We start from the raw sequence: 14709 nt of genomic DNA, 5'->3' as shown, positions 1-14709 counted from the left end.
ACAATGACAAAACGTACTGTAATTATTGGAGTTGGTGGACCTGTTGGTTCAGGTAAAACCCTTTTGCTTGAGCGTCTTACACGACGTATGTCCGACTTAAATTTAGCAGTTATTACTAACGATATCTATACAAAAGAAGATGCCCTTTTCTTGGCTAAAAATTCAAGCTTAGACGAAGACCGTATCATTGGTGTAGAAACTGGAGGATGTCCTCATACTGCGATTCGTGAGGATGCCTCTATGAACTTTGAAGCGATTGAAACTCTTCAAGAACGCTTTAACCATGATTTGGATGTTATTTTCCTTGAAAGTGGTGGAGACAACTTGGCTGCGACCTTCAGCCCTGATTTGGTTGATTTTACCATTTATATTATTGACGTTGCTCAGGGTGAAAAAATCCCACGTAAGGCTGGTCAAGGGATGATTAAGAGTGATTTGTTCTTGATTAATAAGACTGATCTTGCACCTTATGTTGGAGCCAACCTAGACCGTATGCGTGAAGATACCCTTCATTTCCGTAACGAAGATTCTTTCATTTTCACAAATTTGAATAATGATGACAATGTTAAGGAAGTAGAAGAATGGATTCGTAAGAATTTCCTACTAGAGGACTTGTAAGATGACACAAGCATATGATGGCTTTGTCCATCTTGGATTTTCAAACAGAAATGGTCGTACAATTTCCCACAAGAAATATCAAGAAGGTAACTCTCGAGTGTCAGCGGATAATTCAGATGCCAATGGCGTTCCTTACTATTTCCTAATTAATATGGGTGGGGGCTTTGTCGAGGGTGAGCAGTATCAAGTGACCATTGATGTTAATAAAGATGCTCATGCCTTGGTGACAACTCAAACACCTACCTATGTTTACAAGTGTGAGAAAGGACAGTTGACACAACAGAATACGTCTATCACACTTGAAGAAAATAGTTATTTGGAGTACATGGCTGATGAAGTTATTCCATATTTAAAATCACGCTATTTCCAAACAAGTCGTATTGATATGGATAAGTCTGCCCACTTGATTTATTCAGATGGTGTAACGGCAGGTTGGTCTCATGAGGATTTACCGTTTCAATACCATTATTTTCGTAATTTGACACAAATTTACCAAGATAATGAACTTGTTTATAGCGATCAGACTCTCTTAGAGCCTCAGAAACAAGATATGTTTAAACTTGGTTATTTTGAAGGATGGCGTAATTACAATAGCTTGGTAATGGTGTCACCAAATATTGACGAGGCTTTTGTTAAGGCTTTGCGGAAGTACTTAGAAGGGCTAAATCTTGAGTCTGATTTTGCCATTTCATCCTTAGATATCTCAGGTTTGGTGTTACGTATCTTAGGAAAAACTGCTGAGGATAATCGTCGCGTCATTTATTCTTGTGCAGACTATTTTAGACAAGAAATACATGGATTAACCCCTTTGAATTTGAGAAAAAATGATATGAGGAGATAAAAAATGCATATTCCTGAAAATTACCTAAGCCCTATGACTTGTGTGGCAATGGGGGCAGTTATGTTGCCTATTTGGTATAAGGCTGTCAAGGAAGTGAAGGTAAAGGTTGACACTGATAAAAAAACGATTCCTATGTTGGGAATCGGGACTTCCTTGTCCTTCCTTATCATGATGTTTAATCTTCCAGCCCCAGGTGGAACGAGTGCCCATGCTGTTGGGGCAGTGCTAATTGCTATATTGTTAGGACCTTGGGCCTCCTGTTTAGCAGTTAGTGTGGCTCTAGCTATGCAGGCTTTGCTATTTGGTGATGGTGGGATTTTGGCCTTTGGTGCTAATGCCTTTTGTATGGCTGTTGTCATGCCATTTGTGGGTTATGCTGTTTATAAACTCTTGAATAAGTGGACAAAGAACAGGATAATTGCTAGCTTTTTTGGAGGTTATATTGGAATTGTAGTTGCGGCCCTGACTGTTGCGGTTTTACTAGGAATTCAACCGATTCTCTTTAAAGATAGCAGTGGTAATCCGCTTTACAATCCATACCCTTTGAGAGTGACGCTTCCAGTAATGGGCTTGACTCACCTGCTTATCGGTCTGGTAGAAGGATTTTTCACAGCCGGTGTTCAAGAATTCATTGAACGTTTGAATATTGATAATACTCAGGAAATAACGACTAAGAAACTACGTCCTTTATTGCTCTTTATCTTAGCCTTAATTATCCTAACGCCACTTGGTTTATTGGCGACGGGAACAGCTTTTGCAGAATGGGATGTCAAAGAGTTGGTAGAAAAATTGTCTCATTACCATGTGGAAGCCCAAGCGCCAAAAGGAATGTTGAATGGTTTTTCATTCAATGCCCTCTTCCCAGATTATAGTATCGCAGGCATTCCAGAAGTTTTGGGTTATATCCTGAGCGCTGCCTCTGCTGTTTTGATTTTCTTCATCCTCTATCGCTTGATTTTCGGTAGAAAGGTTGAAAAATGATTCTTCCAGATTGGATGTCGGAAGAGCGCCCAGTAGTCACTAAAGTCGGTAGAAATAACTTTCTTATCCGGAATCGTCACCATCTGGAAGCTCTTCTTCAAAAGTTTGAAACGCATCCTTTAAAAGTAGCATCAGTCTTTCATCCAACAGCTAAGGTTTTACTTCTCTTTTTCTTACTTGTTTCAGTGGGAATTAGCCGAAATCTCACAGTTTTGTGGATTCTAGCCTTGTTTTTAGGAGCTGGCGTGGCTTTTTTACCGCATTCTGTTTTAGTAAGAACTTTGAAAAAAACTGTAGTGTTGTTGATTTTCCCTCTCGTTCTTTATCTACCGCATCTCTTACTTAGCGGAGGTCAATCGCTCTTTCTTTTTAGACTTCCTTTGATTGCCGTAGCCATTGCTTATTATTCAGAGACAAGTACAATAAGTGAGATGCTAGTGGCATTAAAAGGGTTGCATTTTCCTGATCTTGTTCTGCTCCAGTTAGATATCACCATAAAATATATCGATGTCTTTGGAAAACAATTAATGGATTTGCTCAAAGGGATTGAAGCACGAAGCTTTGGCGGCAACCATCGTTTCCGGATTGGAAGTAATATCTGGGGAATTTTATACCTTAAAGCTATACGCTATGGTGAGGAACTAACTCAAGCCATGGAAGCACGTTGCTTTGTCGGTGAGTATGTCAAGTCATCACAGTCATTCACATGGAAGGACTGGCTGGCCTTGATAGGTCTAGTAGCAGTGATTTTAGGACAGATTCTGTTAGGAGGATGAGATGTTTCAATTGAAACAAGTGGCCTGTGCCTATGAACAAAAAAAGGTCTTTACTGGTCTTGATTTGGAGATTAGACAAGGACAATATGTGATGTTGATGGGGGAAAATGGGACTGGAAAATCAAGTCTTATCAGTTTATTAACTGGCTTCAAGCAGGAAGAATCTGGTCGCATTCTTTTCTTAGGGAAGGACCTCAAAGAATGGCTGAAGGACAAACGTCAAAAACGAGATTTTTATAGTCGCCTCGGAATCCTCTTTCAGGATGTGGATAGTCAGTTATTTAATAGTACTGTCTATGATGAGATTGCTTTTGGTCCTCGCCAGCTAGGTCTAACCGAAGAAGAAGTCTCACAGCGCGTTCAAGACACGCTATCCCTGCTTAAAATTGAAGATTTAAGAGACCGCGTTCCCTATCAACTGTCTGGTGGAGAAAAGAAGAAAGTGGCTTTTGCCAGTATCATGGTAACGAATCCAGATGTGTATATTCTTGATGAACCCTTCAATAATCTTTCTAAAGAATATGAAGAATTTTTTAGGGAACTTCTACATGACCTTCATTCAGCTGGTAAAACCATTATCATGTCTGCTCACCACTTCAAGCACCTTCATCATGAAAAGGCTGATGTTCTTCTTTTCGAAGATGGCAAAGCTGATTTCTTTCCTGTCCAGGAAGTGCTCAGTAACCAGCAAGTAGTTGAGCGTTTGTCACATTATTAATAAGGATAAGTAGGAAATCGTTCTAGGTTTCCTACTTTTTTCTTTGTCAAACAATTGATATTTTTAGGTGATAGTATTTTCTTATCACCTTGATTATGTTTAAGTATTAGTTAAGCTTAGTGAATTCTGTTACAATAAAAACAATCAATCTCAAAGGAGAGTATTATGAAACTTAAAAAAATTCTTGGAATTACGGGTGTAGCCATTGCTTCAGTAGCTTTGCTTGCTGCATGTTCATCTAAATCATCAAAAGAAGCATCTAAATCTTCAGGTGCTAAAGAAACAATTAACTTTGCCACTGTTGGGACAACAGCACCGTTCTCATATGAAGAAAACGGTGAATTGACTGGTTACGATGTGGAAGTGGCCAAAGCAGTCTTCAAAGACTCTGACAAATATGAAGTGAAATTTCAAAAAACAGAATGGTCTTCAGTCTTCACAGGTCTTGACTCAGCTAAATACCAAATGGCTGGGAACAATATCTCTTATTCAGAAGAACGTGACCAAAAATATCTCTTCTCATATCCAATTGGTACCACACCAGCTGTTTTGACTGTTCCAAAAGATAGTAATATTAAGAAATATGATGATATTGCTGGACACTCAACGCAGGTTGTTCAAGGAACATCGACAGCTACTCAATTGACAGAGTTTAATGAGAAACATTCAGACAAGCCAGTTGAACTTAACTACACAAATGAAAATATTACACAAATGTTGACAAGTTTGAATGAAGGTAAGTATGACTTCAAGATCTTTGATGCACCAACTGTTAATGCAATCATCAAAAACAATAAATTGAGCAACTTGAAGACGATTGAGCTTAAATCTGATCAACAACCATACATCTACTTCTTGTTCGCAGATAACCAAAAAGACCTTCAAAAATTTGTAAACAAACGTTTGGAAGAACTCCAAAAAGATGGTACTTTGGCTAAGTTGGCTGAAAAATACCTTGGAAACAAAGATTATATTCCAACTAAAGACGCTTTGAAAGTTCCAAGCAAAAAATAAGAAAGGAGCTGGGAATGAATCTCAGCTTTTTCATATAATTAAAATCTAGGACATGTTATAGTTGAAAACTATAGATATATACAATTATAAACAATTTGCTACAATTCTTATCCTATGGGATAATAATTTTACACTTAAAACAATTAAAGGGAGTTCGTTATGAAACTTAAAAAAATTCTTGGAATTACAGGATTGGCAGTCGCTTCAACAGTAGCTTTGGCTGCTTGTGGTGCTGGCGGTAACAAATCAGCTAAAGATGATAAAACATTAACAGTTGGTGTCATGACTTTGGATGACACTACTGAGCCATTGTGGGATAAAGTCAAAGAATTGGCAAAAGACAAGGGTGTTACTATCGAGTTGAAAGAGTTCACAGACTACAACCAACCAAATGAAGCCCTTAAAAACGGCGAAATCGATGTTAATGCTTTCCAACACATTTATTTCTTGAACAACTGGAACAAAGAAAATAAAGGTGATGTTGTTGCGGCAGCTGACACACTTCTTAGCCCAATCCACCTTTTCTCAGGTACTGAAAACGGAAAAGCTAAGTATAAAGATGTTAAAGAGCTTCCAGATGGAGCTACTATCTCAGTACCTAACGATGGTACAAACGAAAGCCGTGCTTTGACACTCCTTCAAACAGCTGGTTTGATTAAGTTGGATGTTAAAGATGGTGAATTGGCAACTATCAAGAACATTTCTGAAAATCCAAAGAAATTGGATATTAAAGAAATCGCAGCTGAACAAGCTGCCCAAACTCTTTCATCAGTAGATGCAGCAGTTGTTAACAACTCATACGCACAACAACAAAACGTTGACTATGACACAACTCTCTTCCAAGAAGATCCAAGCCAAGATTTAAAAGATTGGGTCAATATCATTGCAGCTAATAAAGATTGGGAAAAATCAAATAAAGCTGATGCTATCAAGACTTTGATTAAAGCCTACCAAAATGATGAAGTAGCGCAAATCATCTATGATGCATCTAACAAGGTTGACCTTCCAGCATGGAAAGGTGCCCCAACACAAGATCAATTGAAAGCTAATTCAAAGAAATAAGCTAAGGACAGAGGGCGTGTGAGAGCACGCCGTTTTGTCGTGTATGAAGGAGACGATTTGATGGCATTTTCAAGTGAAGAAGAGCAGTTACGAAAATTTCGTAACGATGAAATTGCTCAGCACTATTTTGAAGTTTTGCGGACTTTGATTTCTAAAAAATCTATTTTTGCTCAAAATATTGGTCTCTATGATGTGGCTGCTTACCTTGGTGAGATTTTCTCTGGTGTTGGCGCAGAGGTGACAATTGACGAGACTCATACGGCACCTTTTGTCTTGGCGAAATTCAAGAGTCCAAATCCAGATGCGAAAACAATTATTTTCTATCAACACTATGACACTGTTCCTGCGGACAATGATCAGCCATGGACCGATGAACCTTTCCGTCTGACTGTTCGAAAGGGATATATGTATGGTCGTGGTGTCGACGATGATAAGGGCCATATCACAGCTCGGTTGACAGCTCTTCGTAAGTACATTCGTGAGGTCGGAGATCTTCCTGTAAATATTACGTTTATGATGGAAGGCGCTGAAGAATCTGCATCAACAGACCTTGAAAAATATTTAGACAAATACCGAGATGACCTTCTTCCAGCAGACCTATTGGTTTGGGAGCAAGGGAACCGAAATAGTAAAGGTCAATTGGAAATCACAGGTGGCAACAAGGGGATTATTACCTTTGACTTGTCTGTCGATAGTGCTGATGTTGATATCCACTCTAAATTTGGTGCAGTGATTGAATCGGCGTCATGGTACTTGCTCAATGCTATCTCAAGCATGAGAGATGATCAGGGACATATCCTTATTGACGGCATCTATGAAAAGATTGTCCAACCAAACGAACGAGAGATGAATCTTATCGAAACTTATGCCATTGAAAATGCAGACAGTCTTCGTAGGATTTACGGCTTAAAACTACCCATTTTAGAAAGTGACCGCCGAGCGTTCTTGAAAACTTACTATTTTGAGCCTGCTCTTTCTATTGAGGGAATTTCAACAGGTTATCAGGGGCAAGGGGTTAAGACCATCTTACCAGCTCAAGCCAGAGCTAAGATGGAGATGCGTTTGGTCCCTGGCTTGACACCTGAGTACGTTTTGGAGTGTATCAAGGCTCACCTTAAAAAAGAAGGATTTGACCGTATCAAGGTGACCTTCACTCTTGGTGAAGAAAGTTATCGTAGTGATATGTCTGATCCAGCTATTGTCAATGTTATTGAGTTAGCAAAAGGCTTTTATAAAGAAGGTGTTGCTGTACTTCCAACGGCAGCAGGTACAGGGCCTATGCATATGATTCATCAAGCTTTGGGTGTACCAATGGCAGCCTTTGGTATAGGGAATGCTAACAGTCGTGACCATGGTGGGGATGAAAATGTTAGCTTAGCAGATTACTACACCCACATTGAACTAATTAAGGAGTTAATTGCAAGTTATGAGTAATGTCATTATTGATTTGAAAAATATTGATATCACCTTTACACAGAAACGCCGCACTATTCAAGCGGTTAAGGATGTGTCTATCCAGATTGAAAAAGGTGATATTTACGGAATTGTTGGTTATTCAGGGGCTGGTAAATCTACCCTTGTGCGCGCAATCAATCTTTTGCAAGTGCCTACAGCTGGTAAAATCACTATCGGTAAAGATGTGACTTTTGCAGATGGTAAGGTCCAATTGTCGACAAAAGAATTGCGTCAGAAACGTCAAACGATTGGGATGATTTTCCAACACTTTAACCTTATGGCTCAAAAGACGGCTTATGAAAATGTAGCCTTTGCCCTTCGTCATTCTAAACTAAGCAATGAAGAGAAAGACAAAAAAATTCGTGGTCTTTTGGAATTGGTTGATTTGGCTGATCGTGCTGAAAACTATCCTGCACAATTATCAGGTGGTCAAAAACAACGTGTAGCGATTGCCCGAGCCTTGGCTAATGATCCTGAAATCTTGATTTCAGATGAGTCTACATCAGCCCTTGACCCTAAAACAACTAAGCAAATTCTTTCACTTTTGCAGGATTTGAATAAAAAGCTTGGTTTGACAGTGGTTATGATCACCCACGAAATGCAAATTGTTAAAGATATTTGTAATCGTGTTGCCGTTATGCAAAATGGTCAACTTTTGGAAGAGGGTAGTGTCCTTGAGATCTTCTCAAATCCTCAAGAAGATTTGACACAAGAATTTATTGAAACTGCAGCAGGGATTGAAGATGCCTTGGCTAAGATTAATGCACAACCTTTGGTGAAAAACTTACCAAGCTCAGCCCTTCTCGTTCAACTTAAATATGCTGGTTCTTCAACAGATGAGCCACTCTTGACGGAAATTTTCAAAGATTACGGAGTTTCAAGTAACATTCTTTATGGTAATGTTGAGATTCTAGGTGATACTCCTGTTGGTGAATTGGTCGTTGTCTTGGATGGTGAGGCAGATAAGGTTCTTGCTGCTCAAAAAGCGATTGAAAATGCAGGTGTCAGCTTGCAAGTACTTAAGAAAGGAGCCCAATAATGGCAGATTGGATTCAACAAAACTTTCCAGATATTTATCGTATCGGTATGCAGGGGGTTAACTCTTGGCCAGACGCCATCTATGCGACTCTCTACATGACGGTTATTTCCTTCATCATTGGGGGACTTCTTGGTCTTGTTATGGGGCTCTTCTTGGTATTGACAGGTCCTCGTGGAGTTATTGAAAATAAATTTGTTTTCCAAATCTTGGATAAAATCACTTCAATCTTTCGTGCCATTCCTTTCATCATCCTCTTGGCGATTTTGAAAGGCTTCACTTACTTTATCGTGGGGACTAACCTTGGTATGACAGCTGCCTTGGTTCCATTGTCAGCTGCAACCTTCCCATTCTTTGCACGTCAAGTACAGGTGGTACTTGCAGATCTTGACCGTGGCGTTATTGAAGCAGCACAAGCAAGTGGTGCTACACTTTGGGATACGATTAAGGTTTACCTTGGTGAAGGTCTACCTGAGTTGGTTCGTGTATCAACCGTAACTCTGATTTCCCTAGTCGGTGAAACTGCAATGGCCGGTGCTATCGGTGCAGGTGGTCTTGGTTACATCGCCATCTACTATGGATATAACCGTTCTAGTACATCAGTTACCATTTTGGCAACTTTCTTAATTTTGATTTTGATTTTCCTTATCCAATTCTTGGGTGATTTCTTGACTCGTAAATTGAGTCATAAATAGGATTTGAGAGCCTGTTTGCCACAGGCTTTTCTAATGTCTTGACGATTTCAGATATTTATCATAGTATGGAAGCTATCGAATGCTTTATGGTTGACTAACCATAAAAAAGGAGTTAATGAGTTATGAAACGTTTTATTTCAACTTGGAATAGAACCAGTCTAATTAAGCGCATTGCCATTGGTGTGGTAATTGGTGCTGTACTTGGTTTGCTTGTTCCTAAGTTTACGGTTATTGGTCTCTTAGGGGATATGTTTGTTGGTGGCTTGAAGGCAATTGCTCCACTCTTGGTCTTTGCCTTGGTTGCCAATGCCCTTTCTCAAACGCGAGAAGGGCAACAAAGCAACATGAAGACAGTTATTATTCTTTATCTCTTTGGGACCTTTGCGGCAGCATTGACGGCTGTTATTTCTCACTATATTTTTCCAATTTCTCTGAAGTTGGGAGCAGCGGCAGCGACTAAATCGACGGCACCTCAAGGTGTGGGAGAAGTCTTTAAAGATTTGTTGCTTAAGATGGTGGATAACCCTGTCAATGCCTTGGCTCAAGCCAACTACATTGGTGTTTTAGTATGGGCGGTTGTCTTTGGTTTCGCCATGCGAACAGCTAGCACTCACACGAAAGATTTGCTACATACCTTGGCAGAAGTGACTTCACAAATCGTTCGTTGGATTATTAACTTGGCACCATTTGGTATCCTTGGTCTTGTCTTTAATACTATTTCTGAGAATGGTGTTGGTGTTTTGGCGGATTATGGTGTCCTAATCCTTGTTTTAGTGGGAACAATGGCCTTTGTTGCCTTGGTTGTTAATCCTATTATTGCCTTTGTGATGATGGGCAAAAATCCTTTCCCACTGGTTTTCCGTTGTTTGAAAGACTCTGGGATTACAGCCTTCTTTACTCGCTCGTCAGCAGCTAATATTCCTGTTAACCTTCAGCTTTGTAAAGATCTTGGTTTAAATCCTGATACCTATTCAGTTTCTATTCCTTTGGGGTCAACTATTAATATGGCTGGGGCAGCCGTGACAATCAATGTCTTAACTCTTGCTGCAGTAACGACTTTGGGAATTCAGGTCGATTTTGCGACAGCACTCATTCTTAGTGTGGTTGCAGCTATTTCTGCCTGTGGTGCCTCAGGTATTGCTGGAGGATCCCTTCTATTAGTGCCAGTAGCATGTAGCCTCTTTGGTATCTCAAATGATTTGGCCATGCAAGTTGTTGGTGTTGGCTTTATCGTAGGTGTCATCCAAGACTCTTGTGAAACAGCCCTTAACTCTTCAACAGACGTGCTTTTTACAGCAGTAGCAGAAAAGAGCCGTTGGAAGAAAGTATAGATAATTGTATAAGGTCGGCCTATTTGGCTGGCTTTTTGATTTTGGAGAAAACATAGTCAAAGACTATAGCTAGCTCAAGAATCTATCATCTTTAAAAAGCCCATAAAATATGGTAAAATAAACCGTTCAAAGAGAAAAGGTGAAACATTTATGACTAATAATTTATTGGTGCTTCAATCAGACTTTGGTTTGGTTGACGGTGCTGTTTCGGCCATGATTGGTGTAGCTCTTCAAGAAGAACCAAGTTTGGGAGTTCATCACCTTACACATGATATTACTCCCTACAACACTTTTGAAGCTTCCTATCGTCTGTTTCAGACTGTCGAGTACTGGCCAAAGGGAACAACCTTTGTTTCCGTAGTTGATCCGGGTGTCGGCTCATCACGTAAAAGTGTGGTTGCCTTAACAAAGACGGGGCAATATATCGTCACACCAGATAACGGAACACTTTCTTATATCAAGAAGGATGTCGGTATCGTTGCTGTCCGTGAAATTTCAGAAGTTGAGAATCGTCGTAGTAATACGGAGCTGTCTTATACCTTCCATGGTCGTGATGTTTATGCCTATACAGGTGCCAAATTAGCTTCTGGTCATATCAGTTTTGATGAAGTAGGTCCTGAGTTACCTGTGGACAAAATTCTAGAGCTTCCAGTGGTTGAAACCATCATAGAGGATAATTTGGTTCGTGGTGCAATTGATATTTTGGACGTCCGTTTCGGCTCTCTTTGGACCTCTATCACACGTGATGACTTTTATGCCTTGGAACCAAACTTTGGTGATCGATTCGAGGTGACCATCTTTAACAATGATATGTTGGTCTACCAAAATCAAGTTACCTATGGGAAATCTTTTGCGGATGTTCGTATCGGTCAGCCAATTATTTATATCAATTCCCTCTATCGTGTTGGCTTAGCCATAAACCAGGGGTCTTTTGCCAAGGCCTATAATGTTGGTGTGGGGTCTAACTGGCACATTGAAATCAAACATTTAGGAGATTAAAGTAAGATTATGAAAAATAATTCAATTCGTACAGTAGTTGCGACAGGTATTGGTGCAGCACTCTTTATTATCATTGGTATGTTTGTTAATATTCCTATTTTTGGGAATACCAGCATCCAACTTCAGTATGCTGTTCAAGCACTATTTTCAGTGATTTTTGGGCCTATTACAGGTTTCTTTATGGGCTTTATTGGGCATGCGCTTAAAGATGGTATTCAATACGGAAATATCTCATGGGCTTGGGTGTTTGCAAGTGCCATTACAGGTCTTGTAATTGGTCTATTCAACAAAAAATATGATGTGACAACTGGCAAGTTTTCTTTGATGAGTATGATTTGGTTTAACTTAGCACAAGCATTGGCCCTCCTTATTGCCTATGGTATCGTTACTCCTATTGGTGATAGACTCCAATTCGCACAAGCCTGGTCATATCTTTATGCACAAAGTTTTGTAGCTGGCGTAGCTAACTTTATTACAATTGCAATCGGAGGAACCCTCCTTCTTGCAATCTATGCTGGCTCACGTACACAATCTGGTAGTCTTACCAAAGACTAGCATGAATCATAGGAGAGTGGGACTGTCAGTTTGCTTTGATACCTCCTCTCTTTTTTAGTAGAAACATGGATAAATACATTAGTTTTAATCAGTTTACATTTCAATATGATGCGCAAGCAGAAGCGACGCTTAAAGATATCAGCTTTGATATTGTCAAAGGCGAGAAAGTGCTCATTTTAGGCCCTTCTGGTAGCGGAAAGTCGACCCTGGCTCAGTGTCTCAATGGTATCATACCTAATATTCATAAAGGTCAGGCAAAAGGCCAGGTAAGGATAGATGGTCAGGATATTTTCAAGCAATCTATCTATGATAAGTCACAGTTGGTATCTACGGTATTGCAGGATCCAGATGGTCAGTTTATTGGCCTAACAGTAGCCGAGGATTTGGCTTTTGCCTTGGAGAATGATTGTGCTGATCAAAGTGAGATGAAGGATAAGGTAGCTCTCTGGGCTGAACGTCTAGACTTGACTTCTCTTTTGAATCACCGCCCTCAAGACTTATCAGGTGGCCAAAAACAACGAGTTAGTTTGGCTGGAGTCTTGATTGATGAGAGTCCTATTCTTTTATTTGATGAGCCTCTAGCAAATTTAGATCCTAAATCAGGACAGGAAACCATTGACCTCATTGATAAAATCCACAAAGAGGTGGGAGCTACAACAATTATTATTGAGCATCGTCTAGAAGATGTTCTTTATCGTCCTGTTGACCGGATTTTACTGGTCAATGATGGTACCCTCCTCTTTAACGGTAGCCCAGATGAGCTTTTATCAAGTACTCTCTTACTGGAAAATGGGATTCGCGAACCTCTATATGTGACGGTTTTACGTCAGTTGGGATTTGACACAAGAGATGCACAAAATCTTAGTCAATTGGATGCTTTAGACTTATCTGACCTTGTTCTGCCAGATAGAGTTTTGAAAGATAAAAGAGACAGTTCAAGTGATTCTATTTTGAAGGTTGAGGGGCTTAGCGTTTCCTATGGGGATAATCCAGCGATTATAGAGGATATGTCTTTTAGCTTGAAAAAAGGTGAGCGACTAGCGATTGTCGGTAAAAATGGAGCTGGAAAGTCGACGCTTGCCAAAGCTCTATGCGGTTTTGTCCCTAGTCAAGGGAAATTAACTTACAAGGGTCAGAATATCAGTCAGGATAGCATCGCCGAGCGTTCAGAACGTATAGGCTTTGTTTTGCAAAACCCAAATCAGATGATTAGCCAAACTATGATTTTTGATGAGGTCGCTCTTGGTTTGCGTTTGCGAGGTATTGAAGAGGCTGAGGTTGAAGCGCGTGTTCATGAGGTCTTGAAGACTTGTGGTCTCTATAGTTTTCGTAAATGGCCCATTTCTGCGCTTTCCTTTGGTCAGAAAAAGCGCGTGACCATTGCGTCTATCTTAGTTTTGAAACCTGAAATCATTATCTTGGATGAGCCAACGGCTGGTCAAGATTACAAGACTTACACAGATATCATGAATTTCTTGGACAGTCTTCAGAAGCAAGGTCATACGATTGTGATGATTACCCATGACATGCAGCTCATGTTGGAATATAGCGATCGTTGTCTCGTTGTGGTTGAGGGTAAAATCATTGCAGACGACAACCCTGTTACAATTCTTAATCAGAAGGATTTACTAGAGTCAGCCAATCTCAAGCAGACCTCTCTTTATACTTTGGGTCAGAAATTGTCAAGTGATCCAGTAGAAGTAACCCAGTATTATATTGAAAAAGGAGGCCCTAATGTCTAATCGTTTAATTGGTTATCAGTCCGGTCAAGGTTTCCTCTATGATTTGTCTGGGGCAAGTAAGATGCTTTTCTTTATCTTGGTTTCAGTTGCCTGTATGGCAACCTATGATCCACGCTTTATCCTAGCAGTAGGCTTACTTTCCATTTATCTCTTTTATTTGGCTAAGATTCGTTGGCGAGATATTTCTTTTGTTGTTAAGATTATTGGATCCATTGCCCTCTTTAATTTACTTATGGTCTACCTTTTCGCACCTGGTTATGGTGAAGAAATTTACGGAGCAAAGACAGTTCTTATTGAAGGCTGGGGGCGTTTCTATCTAACCAGTCAGGAGCTTTTTTACCTTGCAAATCTATTGCTTAAGTATTTTTCAACGGTCCCTCTTGCCATTCTTTTTCTTATGACCACTCATCCGAGTCAGTTTGCGGCTAGTCTTAATCAGATTGGAATTCCTTATAAATTTGCCTATTCCGTTAGTTTAACCTTGCGTTATATTCCAGATGTCCAAGAAGAATTCTTTACGATTCGTAAGGCTCAAGGGGCTCGTGGTTTGGATTTGTCGCAAAAGTCGGGATTGGTCAAACGTATTCGCGGGAATCTCCAAATTGTTCTTCCACTAATTTTTTCATCTCTCGAACGAATTGATACCATATCGACAGCTATGGAGCTACGTCGATTTGGTCGCTATAAAAAACGTACCTGGTATGTGCATAAATCTTTGATGAAACAAGATTACCTTGTCATCGTGTCAGCTATTCTTTTATTGGGGATTAGTATAGGCTTAATCTTCCTCAATCATGGTCGTTTTTACAATCCATGGGGATGATATTCTTGGCTTTTAGTAAAAGTATGCTATTAAGCACAACTAAAAACGTTCCAGTCTTGTCTA

At 39.9% G+C, this 14709-nt stretch carries 15 protein-coding genes; all 15 read left to right on the top strand.

The annotated features are described in order from the left end of the window. Nucleotides 1-3: 3 nt before the first annotated feature. The 15 genes from ureG (at nt 4) to O3670_RS07200 (ending at nt 14646) form a co-directional block, all read left to right on the top strand. On the top strand, nt 4-618 hold the full coding sequence (gene ureG, locus O3670_RS07270; RefSeq protein ID WP_002889928.1) for an urease accessory protein UreG: 615 nt from the start codon (nt 4-6) through the stop codon (nt 616-618). Between the two features lies 1 nt (nt 619). Beyond that, nucleotides 620-1459, top strand: coding sequence for an urease accessory protein UreD (locus O3670_RS07265; protein WP_175057394.1), 840 nt, complete (start codon nt 620-622; stop codon nt 1457-1459). A gap of 3 nt (nt 1460-1462) precedes the next feature. Continuing rightward, nucleotides 1463-2440 carry a cobalt transporter CbiM gene (cbiM, locus tag O3670_RS07260; protein ID WP_175057395.1) on the top strand — a complete coding sequence of 326 codons (978 nt, stop codon included), beginning with the start codon at nt 1463-1465 and terminating at the stop codon, nt 2438-2440. Next, nucleotides 2437-3216, top strand: a complete 780-nt coding sequence (locus tag O3670_RS07255; protein ID WP_371595933.1) for an energy-coupling factor transporter transmembrane component T — start codon at nt 2437-2439, stop codon at nt 3214-3216. Before cbiM ends, O3670_RS07255 begins: the two co-directional genes overlap by 4 nt. A 1-nt stretch (nt 3217) precedes the next feature. Beyond that, the gene (locus tag O3670_RS07250) at nt 3218-3934 is read left to right on the top strand and encodes an energy-coupling factor ABC transporter ATP-binding protein (RefSeq protein WP_060973162.1); all 717 of its coding nucleotides are present in this window, start codon (nt 3218-3220) and stop codon (nt 3932-3934) included. Nucleotides 3935-4099: 165 nt separating this feature from the next. Then, a complete protein-coding gene (locus O3670_RS07245) occupies nt 4100-4948 on the top strand; it encodes an amino acid ABC transporter substrate-binding protein (RefSeq protein WP_060972174.1) in 849 nt (282 codons plus the stop codon). A 159-nt stretch (nt 4949-5107) separates the two neighbouring features. Next, nucleotides 5108-6010, top strand: coding sequence for a MetQ/NlpA family ABC transporter substrate-binding protein (locus tag O3670_RS07240; protein ID WP_013990049.1), 903 nt, complete (start codon nt 5108-5110; stop codon nt 6008-6010). Nucleotides 6011-6070: 60 nt separating this feature from the next. Beyond that, entirely contained in the window at nt 6071-7444 is a 1374-nt protein-coding gene (locus O3670_RS07235) for a M20/M25/M40 family metallo-hydrolase (RefSeq protein ID WP_175057397.1), read from the top strand. Continuing rightward, the gene (locus tag O3670_RS07230) at nt 7437-8504 is read left to right on the top strand and encodes a methionine ABC transporter ATP-binding protein (protein ID WP_175057398.1); all 1068 of its coding nucleotides are present in this window, start codon (nt 7437-7439) and stop codon (nt 8502-8504) included. Before O3670_RS07235 ends, O3670_RS07230 begins: the two co-directional genes overlap by 8 nt. Then, complete coding sequence (locus O3670_RS07225) at nt 8504-9196, top strand: methionine ABC transporter permease (protein ID WP_002883771.1); 693 nt, start codon at nt 8504-8506, stop codon at nt 9194-9196. The genes O3670_RS07230 and O3670_RS07225 overlap by 1 nt, the downstream gene beginning before the upstream one ends. Before the next feature lie 122 nt (nt 9197-9318). After that, nucleotides 9319-10527 carry a serine/threonine transporter SstT gene (gene sstT / locus O3670_RS07220; protein WP_037600290.1) on the top strand — a complete coding sequence of 403 codons (1209 nt, stop codon included), beginning with the start codon at nt 9319-9321 and terminating at the stop codon, nt 10525-10527. 150 nt (nt 10528-10677) lie between these two features. Next, the gene (locus O3670_RS07215) at nt 10678-11526 is read left to right on the top strand and encodes an SAM hydrolase/SAM-dependent halogenase family protein (protein ID WP_037600294.1); all 849 of its coding nucleotides are present in this window, start codon (nt 10678-10680) and stop codon (nt 11524-11526) included. Nucleotides 11527-11535: 9 nt separating this feature from the next. After that, the gene (locus O3670_RS07210) at nt 11536-12081 is read left to right on the top strand and encodes an ECF-type riboflavin transporter substrate-binding protein (RefSeq protein ID WP_002889953.1); all 546 of its coding nucleotides are present in this window, start codon (nt 11536-11538) and stop codon (nt 12079-12081) included. Between the two features lie 65 nt (nt 12082-12146). Then, nucleotides 12147-13823 carry an ABC transporter ATP-binding protein gene (locus O3670_RS07205; protein ID WP_037600297.1) on the top strand — a complete coding sequence of 559 codons (1677 nt, stop codon included), beginning with the start codon at nt 12147-12149 and terminating at the stop codon, nt 13821-13823. After that, complete coding sequence (locus O3670_RS07200; RefSeq protein WP_037600301.1) at nt 13816-14646, top strand: energy-coupling factor transporter transmembrane component T family protein; 831 nt, start codon at nt 13816-13818, stop codon at nt 14644-14646. The genes O3670_RS07205 and O3670_RS07200 overlap by 8 nt, the downstream gene beginning before the upstream one ends. Nucleotides 14647-14709 lie beyond the last annotated feature (63 nt).

This window comes from Streptococcus sp. 27098_8_74, from assembly GCF_041431705.1.
Lineage (GTDB): Bacteria > Bacillota > Bacilli > Lactobacillales > Streptococcaceae > Streptococcus > Streptococcus salivarius_E.
This window is presented reverse-complemented; position numbering and strand designations above follow the sequence as displayed.

Excerpts from the sequence above, each read along its gene's own strand:
- ureG (WP_002889928.1), top strand. The coding sequence starts at position 4 with ATGACAAAACGTACTGTAATTATTGGAGTTGGTGGACCTGTTGGTTCA.
- O3670_RS07265 (WP_175057394.1), top strand. The coding sequence starts at position 620 with ATGACACAAGCATATGATGGCTTTGTCCATCTTGGATTTTCAAACAGA.
- cbiM (WP_175057395.1), top strand. The coding sequence starts at position 1,463 with ATGCATATTCCTGAAAATTACCTAAGCCCTATGACTTGTGTGGCAATG.
- O3670_RS07255 (WP_371595933.1), top strand. The coding sequence starts at position 2,437 with ATGATTCTTCCAGATTGGATGTCGGAAGAGCGCCCAGTAGTCACTAAA.
- O3670_RS07250 (WP_060973162.1), top strand. The coding sequence starts at position 3,218 with ATGTTTCAATTGAAACAAGTGGCCTGTGCCTATGAACAAAAAAAGGTC.
- O3670_RS07245 (WP_060972174.1), top strand. The coding sequence starts at position 4,100 with ATGAAACTTAAAAAAATTCTTGGAATTACGGGTGTAGCCATTGCTTCA.
- O3670_RS07240 (WP_013990049.1), top strand. The coding sequence starts at position 5,108 with ATGAAACTTAAAAAAATTCTTGGAATTACAGGATTGGCAGTCGCTTCA.
- O3670_RS07235 (WP_175057397.1), top strand. The coding sequence starts at position 6,071 with ATGGCATTTTCAAGTGAAGAAGAGCAGTTACGAAAATTTCGTAACGAT.
- O3670_RS07230 (WP_175057398.1), top strand. The coding sequence starts at position 7,437 with ATGAGTAATGTCATTATTGATTTGAAAAATATTGATATCACCTTTACA.
- O3670_RS07225 (WP_002883771.1), top strand. The coding sequence starts at position 8,504 with ATGGCAGATTGGATTCAACAAAACTTTCCAGATATTTATCGTATCGGT.
- sstT (WP_037600290.1), top strand. The coding sequence starts at position 9,319 with ATGAAACGTTTTATTTCAACTTGGAATAGAACCAGTCTAATTAAGCGC.
- O3670_RS07215 (WP_037600294.1), top strand. The coding sequence starts at position 10,678 with ATGACTAATAATTTATTGGTGCTTCAATCAGACTTTGGTTTGGTTGAC.
- O3670_RS07210 (WP_002889953.1), top strand. The coding sequence starts at position 11,536 with ATGAAAAATAATTCAATTCGTACAGTAGTTGCGACAGGTATTGGTGCA.
- O3670_RS07205 (WP_037600297.1), top strand. The coding sequence starts at position 12,147 with ATGGATAAATACATTAGTTTTAATCAGTTTACATTTCAATATGATGCG.
- O3670_RS07200 (WP_037600301.1), top strand. The coding sequence starts at position 13,816 with ATGTCTAATCGTTTAATTGGTTATCAGTCCGGTCAAGGTTTCCTCTAT.